Genomic DNA, 21,961 nt, shown 5'->3' with positions numbered 1-21,961 from the left:
CCGAGTACATCGACGTCGACGTCGAAGGCCCGTTCAAGTCCGACCACTACCGCTACTGATCCGCGCCCGCGAGCGCCCGGCCCCGATATCGGGTTGCCGGGCGCCGCGCGGGTGCCGCACACTGTCCGGCGTTCTTGGCTGGACGAACCTCACGGCCCGGTAGGTAGTCCGGGCGGTCGGCGCCGGTGGAAACCCGGCCCGGCTCGTTGTCCCAGACCTGAAGGGAAACCAGTGCGGCCAGGCTGATTCGTCATGCCTGGAGGTGGGTTTTCCGTGCGTAGTGTGTTCACCGTCTTCCACGACGGGCAGTTCTGGGTCGGGGTCTACGAGATCCACGAGGACGGGCTGGTGCGCGCCGCCCGTCATGTCTTCGGCGCCGAACCGAACAACGCCGAACTGGCCGCGTTCGCCGCGGGACCGGAGTTCTCCGCGCTGTCGCGGGAAGCCCACGCCGCCCCGGCGGTGCCCGCCGCGCGGCGGCCGTCCGCGCGGCTGACCGCCAAACGCGCCGCCAAACTGGCGAAGAAACTGCAGGACGACGTGGGCCCGGGCACCGCGGCCCAGCGCGCCCTGCGGGAATCGGTCGCCGAACGCGTCTCCGAGAACAAGGCGGCCCGCAAACGCCGCGAAGCCGCCGAAGCCCAGCACCGCCGCGCCCTCGCCCGCGCCAGATCCCGCGCCCGCCACCGCGGTCGCTCGTAGCGGCGAAAGATAGCCGATTGCGCGGAATGGCGGAATTGTCCCTATGCGCCAGGTGACCGATGGCTGGGCGGAAACTCCACGCGAGTGGCATGCGCGCATGGTTGCGGAAGGCAAGCCGATCGCCTTCGAACCGGAGGGGGAGCCGCCGGGCCGCGAACTCCTCGAGCGGATGTCGCGAGGTAAGGGCAGCGCGGTAAGCGAAGCGCTGGTGACCCCGAAAGTGCGCGCACTTTCGGCGAAACCGGGAGGGCACTTTGGCGGCGGCGAAGTGCGGTCGCGGGCTCGCCCGAAAGTGGCGGCACTTTCGGGCGGGTTACGTCCATTCCACGGAGATTCCGGCGAGGCCGGGGCCCGCGTCGCGGAAGTAGGCGCTGCTCATGCCGCCGATGTCGCAGATCAGGTCCTCGGATTCGAGCGGCACCGCGTCGCCGCGGGTGCGGAATTCGCGGGTGCAGCGCGCCGGGAGGGCTCGCCGGCTGAACCGGAACTGCAGCAGGAAACCCGCGCACTGGTCGCGGAACATCCGGAAGTATCCCGGTGAGGCCGCGCCCGAATCGTCGCGCACCTCGAAGCAGAACACGTGGATGTCGCCCTCGGCGAGTTTGCGGTCGAACAGCAGCTCCACGGCCAGGGTCTCCTCCCCGCTGTGCCGCCGCATCCGCCCCACCCGGCAGCCCTCCGCGGTGATCAGTTCCGCGTCCTCGATCCGGCACCCGTCGTCGCCGTTGTAGACCGTGACGTACCGGTCCGGCCCGTTCCGCCGGGCTCGGGTCACCAGCCGGGTGTTCACGCTGCGTTGCCGGTGTTCGGCGTCGAAGGTCACCGTGTCGTGGACGAAGAGCACCTCGAGGTCCGCGTTGTACCGGTTGGTCGAGGGATAGGCGCCGAGTTCGGTCAGCAGCCGGTCGGCGATCGGGCCCATGTCCCCGGGCCGCAGATCGGCGAACGACGCCGGCATCTGGTGGTCTCGCCCGCGAGACATCCGGGGGCCGACCAGCAGGACCAGGCTGTCCGGCGGCAGCTGGAGCACCGATTCCAGTGCCCGCACCGCGGGCAGGGCCTTGGGCACCTCGGGCTGGCGGATCCCGCGTTGCCAGTAACTCAGCGTGGACTGCCCGACCGGTGTGCCGCGGCGCTGGAGGTGCGCGCGCAGCCGCGCGAGCGAAAGCCCGCGGTGCGCGATCGCGAGGCGCAGCGCCTGGTGGAACTCGCCGTTGCGCAGCGCGTCGGTCAGCACTTTCGGCAGCGGCTCGGCCGGTTGCCGCCGCGCGGGTTCGGCGAGCTTGGGTGCGTTCCGTTCCGGTGTCACCACCAGTCCCTTCACCTGACCGTGGGCGTGCGTCGGTGAACGTCCCGGAACGTTCACGCTAGCAAGGCGCCCTTCCGCTCCGGACCCCTCTTTGGACGGGTTGACCTCGGGCCTTCGACCGTTCCGCGTTCCGGGGTGTGCCCGGAACGGTCCGTCGCCTCCGGACGCCTGCTTGCTCTGGGTGACCGTCCTCAACACCGTTGTGACCACTCGCCCCGATCGGGTGGTTGTGCGGACCACTCCCCAGGCGGGTTTCCCTGCACAGGCGATTGGAGGCCAATCGTGCCGTTGATCTCGCCACGAGCGTGCGCCGCAGGCGCCGCGACCCTCGCGATGTGGCTCTTGTTCCAAGCCCCGGCTCAGGCGGAGGCGCTTTCCGCCCAGCCGGCCCCGGTGGTGACCGCCGCGATCCCGGCGGCCCACCAGGCGGATATCACCATGCAGGCCCAGCAGAAGAACCAGTGGTGCTGGGCCGCCGCGGGCAACACGATCGCCGCGTTCCACGGCGCATCGGTGACCCAGACCAGGTTCTGCCAGCTGGCGCACAACGAAACCGGAACGGACTGCGCCAACCGGCAGGGCACCCTCGCCGATCCGCAGCGCGCGTTCGGCAAGCTCGGGTTCCGCAACAGCGGGAACTACCTCAACGGGCGGGTCAGCTACTCGGCGGTGCAATCCGAGACCGGCGCCGACCGGCCGATCGAAACGCGGATCGGCTGGAGCTCCGGCGGCGGGCACATGCACGTGCTCTACGGCTACGACACCAGCAAGAGCTGGGTCTACTGGGGCGATCCCTGGCCGTCGAGCAACCGCTACAACTGGGCCACCTACAGCTACTACAGCAGCAACGGCAGTTTCACCTGGACGCACACCCTGACCGGAATCGCGAGGTGACGGCGATGAAACGGATACTCGCACTCGCCGCGCTGGCGACGGCCGGATTCTTCGCCACGGCCACCGGCGCGCAGGCCGCACCCGAACCCGCGGCGGGCCAGCCCTCCGGTGCGGACGTCGCCTCGGCGCACTCGGCCGCGGCCGATCCCGCGGTCCAGGCGACCCTCGGCAAGTTCTTCGCCCAGGGCGGCGGGCAGCAGCGGGCGGCGGTGGCGCAGGCGCCCGCGGTCACCGTGGATCGCGCGTCGGTCGCGGTGTACGAACTGTCCAAGGACTTCGTCGCCGGGGTCGCGGGCGCGCCGGCGGGCACGCTCGCCTACCTCGCCGTCCCGGCCCGCGCCGCGGACGGCCAGGTCGCGACACTGTGGACGGTGCGCGCCGCGGACGGCGCCTGGCAGGTCGGCAACATCGCCTCCGGCGACCGGGAAGCCAAACTCGCCGCGGCGCTCCCGGCGGGTGCCCTGCTGCTGCACGAGCCGCAGGTGGACGCCTGGTACGCGCAGCGCGACGGCCGGGTCACCCTGCTCGACGCCGGGGTGAGCGGCCGGCCGGTGGGCGAGGTGACCGCGCTGGCCGACTACCAGCGCGCGGTTTCCCAGCGCTACGGCGACAAGCTCGCCGGTTCCGACTACGCGCGGCAGGGTGCGGCGGGCGGTTACGCCGGCACCGTGCTGCGGGAGGACAACGCGGCGGTGGAATCCGGCACCGGCTGGACCGCCCTGCTGGTACTCGGCGCTGGTCTGGTGGTCGTCGGCGCGGCGGCTTTCCTGGTGCGGTCGTCCCGAACCGCACGCACCTGACCCGCCTTCCGGAGAGAACCGGCGGGCTCGACGTTTACGGGGCGTACCCGTCGAGCCCGCCGGTTCGTTAGGGTTCGTTCCCGTGGGCCGACTTGTGGTGATCGAAGGGCTGGACGGGGCGGGCAAGCGCACCCTCGCGGACCGGGTGACGAAAGCGCTGCACGACCGCGGCGCGACCGTGAGCACGCTGGCGTTCCCGCGTTACGGGGTGAGCGTGCACGCCGATCTCGTGCGCGAGGCCCTGCACCGCGGGCACGGTGACCTGGCCGATTCGGTCTACGGCATGGCCGTGCTCTACGCCCTGGACCGCCGGGGCGCGGCCGGGGAGATCCGCGACGGCCTGAACACGCACGACGTCGTGCTGCTCGACCGGTACGTGGCCTCCAACGCGGCCTACGCCGCGGCCCGGCTGCACCAGGACGCGGACGGCTCGGTGGTCGAGTGGGTGCGCGAACTGGAGGTCGGCCGGTTCGCGCTGCCGGTGCCGGACGCGCAGATCCTGCTGCGGGTCGCGCCGGAGGTGGCCGCCGCCCGAGCGGAAGGGCGCGCGAAGACGGAGGCCGATCGGGCCAAGGACGCGTTCGAATCCGATGACGATCTGCAGGCGCGCTGCGCCCGCGTGTACGACGAACTCGCCGCGCGGTCGTGGCTTTCCCGCTGGCACGTCGTGGACGGCGCGAGCGGTGTGGACGCGGTCGCGCTGGCCGCCGACCTCCTCGGCACCGGCTGACCCCGCCACCTGGCGGGGGTGGGGATAGGCCTCCGGGAGTAGCCGTGATCATCAGTTGGGCGGACGGCAGTCCGCCGGTTTCGTCCTAGATTCGTGTCATGGCCTGCATTGTGTCCTTTCTGCGCGCCCGGATCCACGAGGACGAAACCCGTGCGGTCCGGGGAACCACCGGCGGCCCGTGGTCGCCGCAACGGGTGCTGGCCGAATGCCGCGCGAAACGCCTGCTGCTGACCGCCCTCGAGGGTGGGCAGGCGGACGAGCGGATGTCCCGGATGCTGCGGGCCATGGCCCTGCCCTACTCCGCGCACCCCGAGTTCGAACGGGAATGGCTGCCCGGTTGAGCGAGCCGGGTCCGCAGCCAGTCGTGGAATTCGCCGAGGTGGTGTTCGGTCGGCATCAGCACCCCGCCGTTCGCGTAGGCGCGGGAACCCATCGCGGGCTGGCAGCGTTCGCAGGCGTCGAAATCCTGCTGGTTCACCCGGTGGAACAGCTCGACCGAACGGGACACGTCCCGGCCCTGCGCGACGACTTCGTCGGCATAGAGCCAGTCGCATTCGACGACCGTGCGATCGGCCGCCATCGGGAACATCCGGTGGAAGATCACGTGATCGGGCACCAGGTTCACGAACACCTGCGGGCGCACGGTGATCGCGAAGTACCGCCGGTCCTGCTCGTGGGCGACCCCGGCCAGTTTCGCGAACCCCGCGCTCCCGTCCACGGTGAAGCCGCCGATCCCGTCGCCGAACTCCGCCCCGTGCCCGACGAAGTACTGCGCGGCGTAGCCCTCGGCGAACTCGGGAAGCACCTCGGTGAGTTCCGGGTGGATCGTCGCGCAGTGGTAGCACTCCATGAAGTTCTCCACGATGAGCTTCCAGTTGGCGCGCACGTCGTACCGGATCCGGCGGCCGACGGACAGGCGATCGATCCGGTAGGCCTCGATCGCCTCGGGCGCGCCGAGCCGATCGGCGATCGCGCGCACCACGGTGTCCGAAAAGGACGGTGGCTCGGCGGCGAGGCAGAGCCAGGCGTAACCGAGCCATTCGCGCAGCGCCACCGGGTGCAGGCCGTAGGCGGCGCGGTCGACGTCGGGGGTGTTCACCAGGTTCGGCGCGGCGATCAGTTTGCCGTCGAGGCCGTAGGTCCAGGCGTGGTACGGGCACTGGAAGGACCGTTTCACCGAACCGGATTCCGCGGCGCACAGCCGCGCGCCGCGGTGGCGGCAGACGTTGAGGAAGGCCCGCAGCCCGCCGTCACGCGCCCGGCTCACGAGCACGCTCTCGCGTCCGATGTGGACGGTCTGGAAGTCGCCCGGGGACGCGAGATCGGCACCGCGCACCGCGCAGAACCAGTCCGCCTCGAAGATCTTCTCCTGTTCGGCAGCGAAGATCTCCGGGTCCGTGTAGTAGCGACCGGGCAATGTGGACAGCAAGCTCGACGGCAACTCGGTGGCGGTCATGCTCGCTCCTTCGCGGGTCCGCGCGCGTCCGCGATCGTGTCGCCAGGGCGCGACTCGTGTTCGCCTCGCACGTCAGCGGGTGGGGCGCCCTGCCGCCCCGATAGCGGGGCCTGTCGGCCGGGGCGCGCGCTGTGGTCGTCTCGAGTGCCGCGACTTGGCACAGAAGGTGTCATGCCGGAGCCCCCTTGAGGCGGGCGGGATCGAACAGCGAGATCGGGTGCCGGGTGGCTCCCTTGGTCACCAGGTCGGCGACCACCTCGCCGACCACCGGCACGAACTTGAAGCCGTGCCCGGAGAACCCGCACGCCACCACGACCCGCGCGTGCCCGGGGTGGCGCGCGATCACGAAGTGCTCGTCCGGGGTGTTGGTGTACATGCAGGTCGCCGCGCGCCGGAACTCCCCGGGCAGCGACGGCATGCGCGCACCGGCGAATTCGGCGATCGCGCGGACCTCGTGCGCGTGCACGGTCCGGTCGATGGTCTCCGGGGTGCAGGTCTGCCCGCCCCGGAAGAACGCGACCTTCACCTCGGGACCGTGGTGCGCCGGGAATCCGTAGAACTGGCGTCCCAGTTCGTTCTCCCACACGTAGATCGGGTGGTCCACGAACGGCTCCGCGCCGCCGCGGGGCGCGAACCAGTACTGCACCTGGCGCTCGATCCGGAACGGGACGCCCAGCCCGGACAGCAGTTCCGGGGCCCAGGCGCCCGGGCAGACGACGAGCTGGTCGGCGACGTAGTAGTTCCGCGTGGTCCCCACCCGGACCCCCGCGGAGTCCGCCGTCCAGGTCAGCACCTCCTCCTCGTGGTGCAGTTCGGCCCCGGCGCGGGTGGCCAGCAGCAGCTGCGCCGCCACACTCGCCTCCGGGACGACCAGGCCCGCGCTCGCCTCGTACAACGCGATCTCGTCTTCGGCCGGGTTCATGGTCGGGAAGCGCCGCCGGATCTCGGCCGCGTCCAGCAGTTCGTGCGGCAGATCCCATTGCCGGGCGCTGCGCACGCTCCCGGCGACCGTCCGGCTGTCCGGCCGCCCGACCATGATCCCGCCGCACCGGTGGAAGATCGCCCGCCCCGAGTCGCGTTCGATCTGCGCCCACATCTCGTGCGCCCGCAGCAGCAGCGGCACGTACGCGGGGTCCTCGAAATAGGCCTGCCGGGTGATCCGCGAGCCGCCGTGGCTCGATCCGCGGTTGTGCACCGGGGCGTACCGATCCAGGCCCAGCACCCGGTGCCCGCGCTGGGCGAGCCGGTACGCGGCGGCGCTGCCCATCCCGCCGAGCCCGATCACGATGACGTCGTAGCGAGGCATCTCAACTCCTCAGGCGGGACATGTCCGGATCGAACAACGGTTCCGCGGCGACCACCGCGGGCACCTTCTCGCCGAAGTACTCGATCTCGACCGGACGTCCGGGAACGGCGGCCGCGGCGGGCAGCCAGGCGTAGGCGATCCCGCGCCCGATCGTGTAGCCGTAGGCCGCGCTGGTCACGTATCCGCAGGCCCGCCCGTCGACGTACACCGGTTCCTTGCCGAGCACCACGGCGGCCGGATCCGCCACGGTCAGGCAGGTGAGCTTCCGGGTGACCGTCTCGGCGGAACGCCCGGTGAGCGCCTCCCGGCCGATGAAGTAGCCCTTGTCCATCCGCACCGCGAAGCCGACCCCGGCCTCGTACGGATCGTGTTCGGTGGTCATGTCGGCGCCCCAGGACCGGTAGCCCTTCTCCAGGCGCATGCTGTTGAACGCGTCCCGGCCCGCGGCGATCACGCCGAAGCGCTGCCCCGCCTCCCACAGCGTGTCCCAGAGCTTGCGGCCGAGATCCGCGCCGGTGTACAGCTCCCAGCCGAGTTCGCCCACATAGGACAGTCGCAGCGCGGTCACCGGCACCTGGCCCACATAGGCGCGCCGGGCCCGGAAGTAGCCCATGGCCTGGTGCGAGAAGTCCGTTGTGGACAGTGGCTGCAGGAGATCCCGCGCGCGTGGCCCCCACAGCCCGACGCAGCAGGTGCCCGCGGTGATCTCGCACAGGTGCACGCTGCCGTCGCCGGGCAGGTGGCGGCGCAGCCAGTCGAGGTCGGTGTTGCCGTTCACACCCACCTGGAACGTCTCCGGGCCGAGCCGGGCGACGGTCAGATCGCTGCGGATCCCGCCGTCCTCGCCGAGCAGCAGCGTGTAGGTGACCGCGCCCGGTTTCCGGGCCAGCTGGTTGCTGGTCAGCGCCTGCAGGAACGCCAGCGCGCCCGGGCCGCTCACCTCCAGCCGTTTGAGCGGGGTCATGTCGAACATCGCCACCCGCTGCCGGGCCACGCACGCCTCGGCCCCGGCGATCGGCGACCAGTACCGCGCCGCCCAGCCGTCGCGGGCGGGGATCCGGTCGACCTCGGGCAGGTTCGCGTTGCTCTGGTACCAGTGCGGCCGTTCCCAGCCACCCGCCTCCAGGAAGTACGCGCCGAGTTCGCGTTGCCGTTCGTAGAACGGGCTGGTGCGCAACGGCCGCGGTTCGGCCATCGGCTGCAGCGGGTGGATGACGTCGTAGACCTCGGCGAACGCCTGGCAGGCGCGGGTGTGCACGTAGTCCGGCGCGAGTTGCACGTCCTCGAACCGGGCCAGATCGCAGCCGTGCAGGTCCAGGCCCGGCTGCCCGTCGACCAGCCATTCGGCCATAGCCCTGGCCACCCCGGCGGAATGGGTGATCCACACCGCCTCGGCGACCCAGAACCCGTCCAGATCGGGATGTTCGCCGAGCAGCGGCATCCCGTCGCTGGTGAAGGAGAACAACCCGTTGATGCCGTGCTCGATCTTCGTGTCCCCCAGCACGGGCAGCAGTTCGGCGGCCGCGGCCCAGGACTCCTCGAAGTCGTCCGGGGTGAACGCCAGTTCCGACGGCATCCCGGGGCCGCCGCGCGGATCGGCGATCTCCCCGGGGCGGACCGGCATCGGCCGGTGGCCGTACGCGCCGATCCCGAGCCGGTCGACGTGCTCGCGGAAGTAGAGGTCGGCCTCCTGGTGCCGCAGGATCGGTTTGCTCGCCTCGGTCAGCTCGTCGTTGTGCCCGGCCAGCACCGGCAGCGGGTTGGTCTTCGCGTACTGGTGGGCCATCGGCACCAGTGGCACGGTCAGATCGACCAGTTCGCCGATCAGCGGGCCCCACATCCCGGCGCAGCACACCACGAGGTCCGCGCGGAAGTGATCGGTCTCGGTGGCGACCCCGGTGACCCGCCCGGCCGCGCGCTCGATCCGGATGACCTGCTGCCGCGCCAGGAACCGCGCACCGCGTTCGATCGCCCGCCGGGCCTGCGCCTCGGCGGCGCGCAGCGGTTTGGCCAGCCCGTCGCTCGGGATGTGGAACCCGCCGAGCAGCCGGTCCGGATCCAGCAGCGGGTGCAGCTGCGCGCATTCGTCCGGGGTGCGCAGGTAGCCGCGCACACCCCACGAGGTCGCCCAGCCGTGGCGGCGTTTCAGATCGGCCCAGCGCCCTTCGGTGGTGGCCACCTCCAGCCCGCCGAGCTGCTGGAAGCACCACTTCCCGTCCAGGGTGAGGCCGGTGTACTTCGCGACGGTGTACTTCGCGAACTCGGTCATGGTCTTGCAACCGGTGGTCTGGAAGACCAGGCCCGGGGCGTGCGAACTGGACCCGCCGGTGGCGAACAGGTCGCCCTGCTCCAGCACGGTGACGTCGGTCCAGCCGCGTTCGGTGAGCTCGTCGGCTAGGGCGCAGCCGACGATACCGGCTCCGATCACGACAACGCGGGGTTTGGCAGCCATCCCTGGGTACCTCCTGTCCACAGTGGACGAATTGAGGTGTGTTGCGGAGAGGGAGACGTGTTCCGTCTTCTGCAACAAAGTGCGGGATGGGAAACCGCGTGTCAATACCTACGCGGCAGTTGCGTCCACGTGGATCAGTCCTGGTAGTAGCCGAGCTGGGCGGAGAGTTCGGCGGCGGCCTCGGCCATCGGCCGCACGACCTGGCGCACCCGCTGCCGGGAGAGCCGGTACGACGGGCCGGACGCGCTGATCGCGGCGACCACCTCGCCGCCGGGCCCGTGGATCGGCACCGCGACCGCGTGCATGCCCAGTTCGAACTCCTCGAAGCACGCGGCATACCCGTCCTCGACGACCCGGTCCAGCTCGGCGGCCAGGTCGCCGGCGTCGGTGACCGTCCGGGGCGTGTACTCCTCGAGCTTGCGGCGCAGCGAGCGGCGCCGCTCGCCGTCGGCCATGTACGCCAGCAGCACCTTGCCGCTGGAGGTCGCGTGCAGCGGGGTGCGCTGGCCGGTCCAGTTCTGCGTGGTGATCGCCGCGGAGCCGCGCGCCTGGCTGATGTTGATCGCGACGCCCTCGTCGGCGACCGCGATGTTCACCGTCTCGCCGAGCGTTTCGGCCAGCACCTGGCAGGTCTGCCGCCCCAGTCTGGCCAGGTCCATCCGGCCGGTCGCGGCGCCCGCGAGGCGCACGATGCCGAACCCGATCGCGTACTTGCCGCGTTCGCCGAGCTGCTCCACCAGTCCGCGCGCTTCCAGGACGCTCACCAGCCGGGAGGCGGTCGACTTGTGCACGCCGAGCTCGCCGGCGATCTCGGTGATCCCGGCTTCTCCGTTGCGGGCCAACAGCTCGAGCACGCTGATCGCGCGGTCCACCGACTGGACCTGACTGGGGGCGGGGTTGCCTGACCGATCTGAATCCTTGTTCCGCACAGCGCAACACTAACGGCTGGCGCCGATTTCGCTCGGCCGTGCGGGCGAATCTCTTGACGTGATCCCGGCACGCGCGGGACTGTTGCGCATAGCACATCGCGTCTCGCATAGCGCAACAACCTTCCCCGAACTTCCGGTAAGTCATTCACGGAGGCCCCGATGATCCGAGCCTGCGCCGTCACCGATCTCCCCGAAGGCGAAGCGATCCGCGTCGACGGCCCGGTGCCGATCGCGGTCTTCCACGCCGAGGACGGCTTCTTCGCGATCGACGACACGTGCAGCCACCAGGACGCCTCGCTGGCCGACGGCTGGCTCGAAGGGTGTTTCGTCGAATGCCCGCTGCACGCCGCGTCCTTCGACCTCCGCACCGGGAGGCCGACCTGCCTCCCGGCGAAGAACCCGGTGCGCACCTACCCGGTCGTCCTCGCCGACGGCGTGGTCTACGTGGACGCCGAGGCGAAAGAAGAAGTCGCATGAGGACTGTGGTGGTGGCGGGCACCGGGCTGGCGGGGTTGCGCGCGGCGCAGGAACTGCGGGCCCAGGGGTTCGACGGGCGGCTGGTGCTCGTCGGCGCGGAGGCGCACCGGCCGTACGACCGGCCGCCGCTGTCCAAGGACTTCCTGCTCGGCCGGGCCGTGGACCTCGAGCTGGCGAGCCCCGAGGAACTGCTCGACCTCAACGCCCACTGGCATCTCGGCGAACGGGCCGAACGGTTCCACGACGGCGTGCTCACCCTTTCCGGCGGCGCCGAGATCGCCGCCGACGGGCTGGTCGTCGCGACCGGCGGCGTGCCGCGCACCCTGCCCGGCGCCCGCGAGGGCGTGCACACCCTGCGCACCCTGGACGACGCGCTCGCCCTCCGCCGCGCGCTCGAGGATGCCGCCCGGGTCGTGGTGATCGGCGCCGGTTTCCTCGGCGCCGAGGTGGCATCCACCTGCCGCGCGCTCGGCCGCGACGTCACCGTGGTCGAGGCGGCGCCGGTCCCGCTGGCCGGGGTGCTCGGCGAGCGGATGGGCCGGGCCTGCGCGCGGCTGCACGCCGAGCACGGGGTCCGGCTGCTGACCGGCGCCGGGGTGGCCGAACTGCTCGGCCGCCCGCGGGTCACCGGCGTCCGGCTCACCGACGGCCGCGAACTCCCGGCCGAAGTGGTGGTCGTCGCCGTCGGCATCCGGCCGGACTGCGAATGGCTTTCCGGTTCCGGCATCGTGGCGGACGACGGTGTGCTGTGCGATTCGGGTTGTGCCACCGCGAATCCGCGCGTGGTCGCGGTGGGCGACGTGGCGCGCCGGCGGGACGGCCGCCGCGGCGAGCACTGGACCTCGGCCGCCGAGCAGCCCCGGGTCGCGGCGCGCAATCTGCTCGCCGGGGCCACGATCGAGCACCACACCCGGCCGGGCTACTTCTGGTCCGACCAATACGGGCACCGGATCCAGTTCGCCGGGACCGCAAACGGTTGCGACGCGGTGCGCGTGGTCGAAGGGGACGTGTCCGAGGCGAAATTCGTAGCCACATATACACGGAGCGGTACCGTGACCGGGGTGCTGGCGATCGACAGTCCCCGGCCGTTCACCCGGATCCGCCGCGGCCTGACCGCTCCGGCGATGGTCCATCCGGGGTAGTTGCAGGTCGGATCGCCGGGTCGTGCGCGCACACGAGGTCAACAGTGCGAACATGTCCTTTATGAAGGCACGTGTCTTGGTGGTCGACGACGACCCTGCCCTTGCGGAGATGCTGACCATCGTGCTGCGCGGGGAGGGGTTCGACACCGCCGTCGTCGCGGACGGTTCCCGAGCCCTGCCCGCGCTGCGCGAGCTGAAACCCGATCTCGTGCTGCTCGACTTGATGCTGCCCGGGATGAACGGCATCGACGTGTGCAAGGCGATCAGGGCCGAGTCCGGCGTGCCGATCGTCATGCTCACCGCCAAGAGCGACACCGTGGACATCGTGCTCGGGCTGGAGTCCGGCGCCGATGACTACGTGGTCAAGCCGTTCAAGCCGAAGGAACTGGTCGCCCGGGTGCGCGCCAGGATGCGGCGCACCGAGGCGGAGCCCGCCGAATCGCTGGCCATCGGCGACCTGACCATCGACGTGCCCGGCCACGAGGTGACGCGGGAGGGCAAGGCCATCCCGCTCACCCCGCTGGAGTTCGACCTGCTGGTCGCGCTGGCCCGCAAGCCGCGCCAGGTGTTCACCCGCGAGGTCCTGCTCGAGCAGGTCTGGGGCTACCGGCACGCGGCGGACACCCGGCTGGTCAACGTGCACGTCCAGCGGCTGCGGTCCAAAGTGGAGAAGGATCCGGAGCACCCCGAGGTGGTGTTGACCGTGCGCGGCGTCGGCTACAAGGCGGGCCCGCCGTGATCCCGAGATGAAACATCGTCTGACCGCTTTGGGTAAGGCGACGGTACGGCTGGCTGGGCGGATCATCGCGTTCGGACGACGGCGCACGGTCGCGTTCGGCGAGTTGTGGCGGCACTCCCTGCAGTTCCGCGTCACCGTGTCGACGCTGGCGCTGTCCTCGGCCGTGGTCTTCGTGCTGGGCATGGTCCTGCAGAACCAGATCACCGAGCGGCTGCTGGACACCAAGCGCCGGGCCGCGCTCGCGCAGACCCAGGCGGTGGTGGGCACCGCCGAGGCCGAACTGGTCGGCATCAGCGATCAGGACGCGCTCGACGACCGGTTGAAGAACGCGCTGAAGAAGATCACCAGCAGCTCGCCGGAGTCGCAGGGGACCGTGGGCTCGGCCGCGGGCGCCTTCGAACCCGTGCTGGCCGGGGGCGGGCCGGACCGCGCGGGCGACTCGACGCCGTCGGCCGGGCCGCTGTTCAAGGTGCCGGAACGGCTGCGGACCTTCGTCGAGGCCAACCAGGTGACCGCGCAGATCCACACGGTCGGCCCGGAGAGCGCGCGCAGCACGTACCTCATCGTCGGCGCGCCGCTGACCAGCACCGCGCGGCCGCTGCAGCTGTACCTGCTGTTCCCGCTGACCGCCGAGCAGAGCACCGTCTCGACCGTGCAGAACACCCTGCTCGTCGGCGGGCTCGTCCTGCTGCTGTTGCTGGCGGGCATCACGAACCTGGTGACCCGGCAGGTGGTGCGCCCGGTGCGCCGCGCGGCCGCGGCCGCCGAGCAGTTCGCCGGTGGCGCGCTCGACCAGCGGCTCGCCGTGCTCGGCGAGGACGATCTCGCGAAACTCGCCTTGTCCTACAACGAGATGGCCGCGAGCATCCAGCGGCAGATCCGGCAGCTGGAGGAGTTCGGCACGCTGCAGCGGCGGTTCACCTCGGACGTCTCGCACGAACTGCGCACCCCGCTGACCACCGTGCGCATGGCCGCGGACGTGCTGCACGCGTCGCGTGAGCAGTTCCCGCCGGGGCTGGCGCGGTCCACCGAGCTGCTGGTCGACGAGCTCGACCGGTTCGAGGCGCTGCTCGGCGACCTGCTGGAGATCAGCCGCCTGGACGCGGGCGTCGAGGAGCTGGCGGCCGAACTGATCGACCTCACCCCGATCGCCGCCCGGGCCGCGGAGCAGGTGCGGGTGCTCGCCGGGAGCGCGGGCAGCGTGATCGAGCTCGACCTGCCGGACGAACCGGCCACCGCCGAGGTCGACGCGCGCCGGGTGGAGCGGATCCTGCGCAACCTGCTGGCGAACGCGGTCGACCACAGCGAGGGCAAACCGGTGCGGCTGCGGGTCGGGGTGAACCGGAACGCGGTCGCGGTTGCCGTGCGCGACTACGGCGTCGGCCTGCGTTCCGGCGAGGCCGATCTGGTGTTCAACCGCTTCTGGCGAGCGGATCCGTCCCGGAACCGGCGCACCGGTGGCACCGGGCTCGGCCTGGCGATCAGCCACGAGGACGCCCGACTGCACGGTGGCGTGCTCGAGGCGTGGGGCGCGCCGGGCGAGGGTGCCTGCTTCCGGCTGACGCTGCCGCGGCGCCAGGGTGAATCGTTCGAGGAGAGCCCGCTGCCGCTGCCGCCGGAGGACGCGCCGCCGACCGGCAACGGCGTGGTGCGCCCGCTGACCGCCGAAACGACGATCCCGGTGGCGGAGCTGACCACCGGGCAGCAGCGGGAGGACCGGTGACCAGGCGCTCGATCCGGCTCCTCGCGGCGCTGTGCTGCGTGGTGTTCGCCGCGGGGTGCGCGAACATCCCGGACGAGTCGGTGCCCGAGGTGATCACGCCGCAGCAGCTCGGCCAGCTCATCAAGCCCGAGGTCCAGGAACCGGCGAAGGATCTGGACGGGCTGACCGTGGTGCGCGATTTCGTGCACGCGAGCGCGCAGCCGATCGCCAACAACGCCTCCGCGCGGATGTACCTGGACGAGACCGCGCGCAAGACCTGGGATCCGGCGCAGGGCCTGACGGTCATCGACGAGACGTTCGGCACGGTGTACGGCACCGGCGGCCAGCAGCCGCCCGATCCGAACGAGCAGCTCGTCATCCTGCGCGGCTTCCAGGTGGGCACGCTCGGCTCGGACAGCGCGTTCATCCCGCGCCGGGATTCCTACGAACTGCCGTTCCGGCTGCGGCGCCAGCCCGACGGGCAGTGGCGGATCGTCAACCCGCCGACCAACCTGGTGATCACCGAAAGCGATTTCAGCACCAACTACTTCCGGGTGCCGGTGTACTTCTTCACCCCGGACTCGAGCGCGCTGGTGCCCGATTTGCGTTATGTGGCGGCGAAACCGCAGTCCGGGCTGCCCGCGCGGGTGGTCCAGCTGCTGCTCGACGGGCCGTCCGACGGGCTGTCCGGCGCGGTGAAGAACCCGTTGCCCGACCAGGCGGGCACCGAGCAGAACGTGACCGGGGGCAAGGACGGCGCGCTGGTGGTGCCGCTGACCGGGGTCGGCGAGCAGAGCCTGGACACCAAGAAACTCATCGCGCACCAGTTCGTGCTGTCCCTGCAGAGCGTCACGACGAGCCGGGTCCGGCTCCTGTCCGACGGCAGCGCGCTGGTGCCCGGGCACGAGGACTGGCTGCCCAGTGACGTGCCCTCCTACGGCGCGCAGGCGACGCCCAGTTCGGGGATGATGGTCGTCGGCGGCCGGGTGCGGTCGCTGCTGGACGGCACTCCGGTGCCCGGCCCGGCCGGGGCGGGGGTCTACGACGTGGCCAGCGCCGCGCAGTCGATGGACGGGCGGCAGCTCGCGGTCGTGGAGAACGCGGACGGGAGACAGTTGCTGCGCGCGGGTGATCTCAGCCGCAGCGAGCTGCCCCGGGTGAGCAACGGCGGCAGCGATCTCGGCGGGAGCACGCTGACCCGGCCGACCTGGCGTCCGGCGTCCTCGGCGGGCGGCACGTCGGGGGAGCTGTGGACGGTCCTCGACGGGAGCCAGGTGATCCGGGTGCCGCGCACCGCGGACGGCAAATGGGTGCCGCAGATCGTCAACGCGAGCGACGTGGTCGCGCTCGGCCCGATCAGCGCGTTGCGGCTGTCCCGGGACGGCGCGCGGGCGGCGATGGTCGTGGGCCAGCAACTCGTGGTGGCTTCGGTGGTGCGTGCGCCCGGGCAGGATTCGGTGACCCTGAAGCAGCCGCGGATCCTGCGCGGCGGGGAACTCATCGGCGTGGTGGACGTGGACTGGCTGAGCCAGGACACCCTGGTCGTCGCCACCTGGTCGCAGTCGCTGCCGGTGGCGCGGGTGCCGATCGACGGCCTGCGGATGGACGCGTTCAACAGCTCCAACCTGACCCCGCCGATGCGCGCGATCACCGCGGCGCCCGGCCGCCAGATCGTCGTGGCCGACAGCGGTGGCATGTGGACCGCCTCCGACATCGGCGAGGTGTGGCGCCCGCACCCCCGCTCGATCGGCGACAAGCAGTACCCCTTCTACCCGGGCTGACCGCCCGCCCGCTCACCAGGCCACGGCGGGAGGAAGGGACCTTCGCTCCCGTTGAACCGGAGCGAGGGACCTTTACTACGGCTGAAGCGGAGTAAAGGTCCCTTCCTCCCGCCGCGAGCCCGAAACTGTCGGTGCCCGGGTGGACGCTGTGCGACGTGCTGACCACTGTCGAACGAGCCCTTGACCTGCTGTTACCGCCGAACTGCGCCGGCTGCGGCGCGCTCGGCGCCCCGTGCTGCCGGGATTGCCTGGCCGTCTGGGAAGCGCCGGGGCCGGTGCCCCGCGGGCCCGCCGCCGCGGCCGTCCCGGCGGTGTACGCCCTGGCGCGCTACCGCGGCACCGCGCGGCGGCTGGTGCTCGCCTACAAGGAGCGCGGCCGCCGCGATCTGGCCGCTCCGCTCGGCGCCGCCCTGGCCGCCGCGCTCCCCGGCCTGCCCGAGATCCGGGCGGCGCCGGACGAGGCGTGGTGGCTGGTGCCGGTGCCGTCGCGGAAACCAGCGGCACGGCTGCGGGGCGGGCAGCACGTGCTCCGCCTGGCCCGCGCCTGCGCGGCGACCCTCGCGGCCGCCGGTCACCCGGCCCGGGTCGCGCCCGCGCTGGCGCTGAGCTCCCGCGCCCGGGACGCGGTGGGCCTGGACCGGGCGCAGCGGGCCGCCAACCTCACCGGCCGGCTCCGGCTCGAACCGCGTGGCCTGCCCCCGCCGGCAACCCCGGTGATTCTGCTCGACGACGTGATCACCACCGGCGCCACGGCGTCGCTGTGCGGGCGAATTCTGTCGGAAAATGGCTTTCCGGTGACAGTTGCGCTCGCCCTGACCGCAGCCGGTTGATCAGGTGTTTTTCCGGGAAAGTCATCCGCCGGTTCCCCGGACGTCACTGCCGCGATGTCACCTACACGGGTGACGTTTGCGGGGAACGCGTGCGCCGGGAAGATCGTTCACCGGGTATGAGGGCGCTCATCGGCGGAGCACCGGAGGATCGCCACTCCACCGGGGTGGCGGTCGCGGAGCGCCCGGTGATCACCCTCGGCGCAGACGTCGGGATTTCCGGCGGCTGTCAAGGTGAAAATTCGTCCCCGGCAATGGTCCGAAAGGGGCGGGTTCGTCCGCGGAACGACGGTTCCCGGATGCGCGCAGTAACTGGCTCTCACGGCTTGACATCCCCCGGCTCGGGGGCTGTTGTGATCGCCGTTACCCGGCTAACGTGCTGCGCTATCAGCTATCCCGGCCAGCAGGGAGGTGATCAGCCCATGACCCTGGCGCCGGAGGACTGCTGAGTCCGTGCTCGGTGGTCCCGATGCGAGACGTCGTGATCGTGTCGCCGAGTTCCCTCACCGCCCGCTCCGGGCGGCGCCGTCCCCCAGCAACACCGGCGCCGTAATGATCCAAGAGCTCGCAGTCATCTCAGCGAGGGAGGTCGTGTATGGACATCGTCGTTAAGGGCCGCAACGTGGAGGTGCCCGATCACTATCGGACACACGTTAGCGAGAAGCTGGCCCGGCTCGAGCGCTACGACAAGAAGGTCATCCGGTACGACGTGGAGCTCTTCCACGAGCCCAACCGCAGGCAGGCCAAGAGCTGCCAGCGCGTCGAGATCACCGGTAAGGGCAAGGGCCCCGCGGTGCGCGCCGAAGCATGCGCCGGAGACTTCTACGCCGCGCTCGATTCTGCGGTGAACAAGATGGAGAACCGCTTGCGCAAGCTGCATGACCGGCGGCGCGTGCACTACGGACGACGTTGCCCGGAGTCGGTCGCGGAAGCGACCTCGGCTCAGGCCGCCGGAGGCGGATCCGCCCCGGTCGCCAACGGCAGGCGTCCCGCCGCGAGCACGGCGGTGCTGGAGGCACCCGCCCCCGAAGAACAGATCAATGGCGTAGTGGCCGCCGATCCGGAGGAGATCGAGCTGCCGCAGCAGCGTTGGGACGATGGTGTGACCGAGTACCAGCCCGGTCGCATTGTCCGCGAGAAGCAACATTCCGCGGAGCCCATGACGGTCGACCAGGCTCTCTATGAGATGGAGCTGGTCGGACACGACTTCTACCTCTTCAATGACTCCGAGGCCGGCCGGCCCAGTGTCGTCTACCGCAGGAAGGGATTCGACTACGGCGTGATCCGGCTGGGCTGAGCTGACGACAATCCGGTCCAACCGCTGCCGACGGCCCGTACGCGCATGCGTGCGGGCCGTCGCCGTCGTTCGTACCTGTAGCGTGTACCCACGGTAGGTGCGGCGACGCTTGCGCCTTCCCTACGATGGGGGGCAGCGCGCGACCGGCCCGGCTGGTTGCGTATACCACACTGCCCGGGGCCCGCTCGGGTGTGATCACGCGTAAATCAGACACAGCTAGTGAGGTCGACGGGATGGTTCTGAATCGCCTGCTCCGCGCGGGTGAGGGCAAGATACTCAAGCGGCTGCGTCACATCGCAGACCACATCAACACCCTCGAAGACGACGTCAAGGACCTCTCCGACGCCGACCTGCGAGCCAAGACCGACGAGTTCAAGAAGCGGTACGCCGAGGGCGAATCGCTGGACGACCTGCTGCCCGAGGCGTTCGCCGTGGCCCGGGAGGCCGCGTGGCGGGTGCTCGGCCAGCGGCACTTCGACGTCCAGGTGATGGGCGGCGCCGCGCTGCACCTCGGCCAGGTCGCCGAGATGAAGACCGGTGAAGGCAAGACCCTGACCTGTGTCCTGCCCGCCTACCTCAACGCGCTTTCCGGCGACGGCGTGCACGTCGTCACGGTCAACGACTACCTGGCCAAACGCGACGCCGAATGGATGGGCCGCATCCACCGGTTCCTCGGGCTCGAGGTCGGCGTGATCCTGTCCGAGCTGAGCCCCGAGCAGCGCCGCGAGTCGTACCGCGCCGACATCACCTACGGCACGAACAACGAGTTCGGCTTCGACTACCTGCGCGACAACATGGCGTGGAGCCTGGACGACTGCGTGCAGCGCGGCCACAACTTCGCGATCGTCGACGAGGTGGACTCGATCCTCATCGACGAGGCCCGGACCCCGCTGATCATTTCCGGACCGGCCGAGCAGTCCGCGCGCTGGTACGTCGAGTTCGCGCGGATGTCCCCGCTGATGAAGCGGGACGTGCACTACGAGGTGGACGAGCGGAAGCGGACCGTCGGCGTCACCGAGAAGGGCGTCGCGTTCATCGAGGACCAGCTCGGCATCGAGAACCTGTACGAGTCGGCGAACACGCCGCTGGTCGGTTACCTGAACAACGCGTTGAAGGCCAAGGAGCTCTACAAGAAGGACAAGGACTACATCGTCCGGAGCGGCGAGGTCCTGATCGTCGACGAGTTCACCGGCCGCATCCTGCACGGCCGCCGCTACAACGAGGGCATGCACCAGGCCATCGAGGCCAAGGAAGGCGTCGAGATCAAGGCGGAGAACCAGACGCTCGCCACGATCACGCTGCAGAACTACTTCCGCCTCTACGACAAGCTCTCCGGGATGACCGGTACCGCGGAGACCGAGGCCGCCGAGTTCCACCAGACCTACAAGCTGGGTGTGGTGCCGATCCCGACGAACCGGCCGATGATCCGCGCCGACCAGGCCGACCTGATCTACAAGACCGAGCAGGCCAAGTTCGAGGCGGTCGCCGAGGACATCGCCGAACGGCACGAGAAGGGCCAGCCGGTGCTGGTCGGCACCACGAGCGTGGAGAAGTCCGAGTACCTGTCGAAGCTGCTGCTCAAGCTGCGGGTGCCGCACGAGGTGCTGAACGCGAAGTACCACGACCGCGAGGCGCTGATCGTGGCCCGCGCGGGCCGCAAGGGCGCGGTCACCGTCGCCACGAACATGGCCGGTCGAGGCACCGACGTCGTGCTCGGCGGGAACCCGGACATCATCGCCGACGAGGAACTGCGGGCGAGCGGCCTGGATCCGGTGGAGAACTCCGAGGAGTACGAGGCCGCGTGGCCGAAGGTGCTCGAAGAGGTCAAGGCCGCGGTGAAGACCGAGGCCGAGGAGGTCAAGGAGGCGGGCGGCCTCTACGTGCTGGGCACCGAACGGCACGAGTCGCGCCGCATCGACAACCAGCTGCGCGGCCGGTCCGGGCGTCAGGGCGACCCGGGTGAATCGCGGTTCTACCTGTCCCTCGGCGACGACCTGATGCGCCGGTTCAACGCGACCATGGTCGAGCGCGTGATGACCACCATGCGGCTGCCGGACGACATGCCGATCGAGCACAAGATGGTCTCCAAGGCCATCAAGAGCGCGCAGACGCAGGTCGAGCAGCAGAACATGGAGATCCGCAAGAACGTCCTCAAGTACGACGAGGTCATGAACGAGCAACGCAAGGTGATCTACGCCGAGCGGCTGCGCGTGCTGGAGGGCGAGGACCTGCGCGAGCAGGTCGAGCACATGCTGCGGGACGTGATCGACGCCTACGTCCAGGGCGCCACCGCCGAGGGCTACGCCGAGGACTGGGACCACGACAAGCTGTGGACCGCGCTGAAGACGCTCTACCCGGTGTCGGTGCGGTGGGAAGACCTCATCGAAGAGCACGACGACCTCGACGCGGAGCGGCTGCACGAGGCGTTGCTGGAGGACGCGCTCGCGTCCTACGCGCGGCGCGAGGCCGAGATCGACGCGAAGGTCGGCGAAGGCGCGATGCGCGAGCTGGAGCGGCGCGTGCTGCTGTCCGTGCTCGACCGCAAGTGGCGCGAGCACCTCTACGAGATGGACTACCTCAAGGAGGGCATCGGCCTGCGCGCGATGGCCCAGCGCGACCCGCTGATCGAGTACCAGCGCGAGGGCTTCGACATGTTCAACGCGATGCTCGACTCGCTGAAGGAGGAGGCCGTCGGTTTCCTGTTCAACCTGCAGGTCGAGCAGGCGGAACCGGAGGAGGCCCAGCCCGAGCAGGCGACCGCGGTGCCCGCCGAGGTCGCGGGCGGGCGGCACGCGCAGCCGACCCCGCCGCAGCCGACTTCGCGGCAGCGCGAGACCCAGGTGCCCTCGGCGCTGCGCGGCAAGGGCCTGGAAGGCGGCGGCCAGCAGGGCCTCACGTTCTCCGGCCCGGCCGAAGGCGGCGGCGTCGCATCGCACGGCGACAGCTCGGACGACGACTCCGGCGCCACCGGCGGCAGCACCCGCCGCGAACGCCGCGCCGCGGCCCGAGCCCAGGCGAAAAAGGGCAAAAAGGGCGCCCGCCGCTGACCACGCGCCTGCAGGAAGGGACCTTTACTCTCGATAAACCGGAGTAAAGGTCCCTCGCTGCTGTTGAACCGCAGCAAACCTCCCTTCCTGCCGCCGCGGCCGCCGGGCGACGGGTCGTGAGTGGCTGGGGCGGTTAGAGCGGACTCTCATTTGGTCACCTACTTGTGACCTGGCGTTTCCGTTCGACGAGCCGCACTTGGCCGACAAAGTGCGAAACCGCGCGGGTGGCCCCGCTGGCGCGTGTCCCCCGTTTCGGACGTGCGAGTCCCTCGTTTCGGTAGGCCGAGTGCCCCATTTCGGTAGATGACCCCCGGGCACCCCAACGAGCACAGCCCAAGCGGCACCTGGACGCCCAGGCCGGTCACCTTCTC

At 70.7% G+C, this 21,961-nt stretch carries 18 protein-coding genes; 13 read left to right on the top strand and 5 right to left on the bottom strand.

The window, feature by feature from the left end; all coding sequences use genetic code 11:
* Positions 1-273: 273 nt before the first annotated feature.
* Complete coding sequence (locus FXO23_RS40750) at positions 274-702, top strand: YjdF family protein (RefSeq protein WP_158892516.1); 429 nt, start codon at positions 274-276, stop codon at positions 700-702.
* Between the two features lie 313 nt (positions 703-1,015).
* On the opposite strand, the gene FXO23_RS40745 is transcribed toward FXO23_RS40750, so the two are convergent.
* Positions 1,016-2,011: a hypothetical protein gene (locus FXO23_RS40745; protein ID WP_158892514.1), complete on the bottom strand. Its 996-nt coding sequence runs from the start codon at positions 2,009-2,011 to the stop codon at positions 1,016-1,018.
* 333 nt (positions 2,012-2,344) lie between these two features.
* Between FXO23_RS40745 and FXO23_RS40740 the strand changes: the two genes are divergently transcribed.
* The 4 genes from FXO23_RS40740 (at position 2,345) to FXO23_RS40725 (ending at position 4,776) form a co-directional block, all read left to right on the top strand.
* Positions 2,345-2,905, top strand: a complete 561-nt coding sequence (locus FXO23_RS40740; protein WP_158892524.1) for a papain-like cysteine protease family protein — start codon at positions 2,345-2,347, stop codon at positions 2,903-2,905.
* Between the two features lie 5 nt (positions 2,906-2,910).
* Positions 2,911-3,705, top strand: a complete 795-nt coding sequence (locus FXO23_RS40735; protein ID WP_158892512.1) for a hypothetical protein — start codon at positions 2,911-2,913, stop codon at positions 3,703-3,705.
* Positions 3,706-3,787: 82 nt separating this feature from the next.
* Entirely contained in the window at positions 3,788-4,435 is a 648-nt protein-coding gene (locus FXO23_RS40730) for a dTMP kinase (protein WP_158892510.1), read from the top strand.
* A gap of 98 nt (positions 4,436-4,533) precedes the next feature.
* Entirely contained in the window at positions 4,534-4,776 is a 243-nt protein-coding gene (locus FXO23_RS40725) for a DUF6221 family protein (RefSeq protein ID WP_158892508.1), read from the top strand.
* Here FXO23_RS40725 and FXO23_RS40720 read toward each other — a convergent pair.
* The 4 genes from FXO23_RS40720 to FXO23_RS40705 form a co-directional block, all read right to left on the bottom strand.
* Positions 4,731-5,891: an aromatic ring-hydroxylating oxygenase subunit alpha gene (locus tag FXO23_RS40720; RefSeq protein WP_158892506.1), complete on the bottom strand. Its 1,161-nt coding sequence runs from the start codon at positions 5,889-5,891 to the stop codon at positions 4,731-4,733. The two genes, FXO23_RS40725 and FXO23_RS40720, sit on opposite strands and share 46 nt — an antisense overlap.
* A gap of 169 nt (positions 5,892-6,060) precedes the next feature.
* Entirely contained in the window at positions 6,061-7,197 is a 1,137-nt protein-coding gene (solA, locus tag FXO23_RS40715) for an N-methyl-L-tryptophan oxidase (RefSeq protein ID WP_158892504.1), read from the bottom strand.
* A 1-nt stretch (position 7,198) separates the two neighbouring features.
* Positions 7,199-9,649 carry a GcvT family protein gene (locus FXO23_RS40710; RefSeq protein WP_158892502.1) on the bottom strand — a complete coding sequence of 817 codons (2,451 nt, stop codon included), beginning with the start codon at positions 9,647-9,649 and terminating at the stop codon, positions 7,199-7,201.
* A gap of 134 nt (positions 9,650-9,783) precedes the next feature.
* Complete coding sequence (locus FXO23_RS40705; protein ID WP_158892500.1) at positions 9,784-10,578, bottom strand: IclR family transcriptional regulator; 795 nt, start codon at positions 10,576-10,578, stop codon at positions 9,784-9,786.
* Positions 10,579-10,737: 159 nt separating this feature from the next.
* Between FXO23_RS40705 and FXO23_RS40700 the strand changes: the two genes are divergently transcribed.
* The 8 genes from FXO23_RS40700 to secA all read left to right on the top strand — a co-directional run bounded on the left by FXO23_RS40700 (position 10,738) and on the right by secA (position 21,590).
* A complete protein-coding gene (locus FXO23_RS40700) occupies positions 10,738-11,055 on the top strand; it encodes a bifunctional 3-phenylpropionate/cinnamic acid dioxygenase ferredoxin subunit (RefSeq protein WP_158892498.1) in 318 nt (105 codons plus the stop codon).
* Positions 11,052-12,197 carry an NAD(P)/FAD-dependent oxidoreductase gene (locus FXO23_RS40695; protein WP_158892496.1) on the top strand — a complete coding sequence of 382 codons (1,146 nt, stop codon included), beginning with the start codon at positions 11,052-11,054 and terminating at the stop codon, positions 12,195-12,197. Before FXO23_RS40700 ends, FXO23_RS40695 begins: the two co-directional genes overlap by 4 nt.
* A gap of 61 nt (positions 12,198-12,258) precedes the next feature.
* On the top strand, positions 12,259-12,936 hold the full coding sequence (gene mtrA, locus FXO23_RS40690; protein ID WP_094862327.1) for an MtrAB system response regulator MtrA: 678 nt from the start codon (positions 12,259-12,261) through the stop codon (positions 12,934-12,936).
* 7 nt (positions 12,937-12,943) lie between these two features.
* Positions 12,944-14,659, top strand: coding sequence for an MtrAB system histidine kinase MtrB (gene mtrB, locus FXO23_RS40685; RefSeq protein ID WP_158892494.1), 1,716 nt, complete (start codon positions 12,944-12,946; stop codon positions 14,657-14,659).
* Positions 14,656-16,419, top strand: a complete 1,764-nt coding sequence (locus tag FXO23_RS40680; protein ID WP_158892492.1) for an LpqB family beta-propeller domain-containing protein — start codon at positions 14,656-14,658, stop codon at positions 16,417-16,419. Before mtrB ends, FXO23_RS40680 begins: the two co-directional genes overlap by 4 nt.
* A gap of 155 nt (positions 16,420-16,574) precedes the next feature.
* A complete protein-coding gene (locus tag FXO23_RS40675) occupies positions 16,575-17,249 on the top strand; it encodes a ComF family protein (RefSeq protein WP_158892491.1) in 675 nt (224 codons plus the stop codon).
* A 592-nt stretch (positions 17,250-17,841) separates the two neighbouring features.
* Positions 17,842-18,543, top strand: coding sequence for a ribosome hibernation-promoting factor, HPF/YfiA family (gene hpf, locus FXO23_RS40670; protein WP_158892489.1), 702 nt, complete (start codon positions 17,842-17,844; stop codon positions 18,541-18,543).
* 233 nt (positions 18,544-18,776) lie between these two features.
* Positions 18,777-21,590, top strand: coding sequence for a preprotein translocase subunit SecA (gene secA, locus FXO23_RS40665; RefSeq protein ID WP_158892487.1), 2,814 nt, complete (start codon positions 18,777-18,779; stop codon positions 21,588-21,590).
* Positions 21,591-21,961 lie beyond the last annotated feature (371 nt).

Origin of the sequence: Amycolatopsis anabasis, from assembly GCF_009765355.1 — a bacterium.
Lineage (GTDB): Bacteria > Actinomycetota > Actinomycetes > Mycobacteriales > Pseudonocardiaceae > Amycolatopsis > Amycolatopsis anabasis.
The sequence above is the reverse complement of the archived record's forward strand: the minus strand, read 5'-3'. Positions and strand labels throughout refer to the sequence as shown.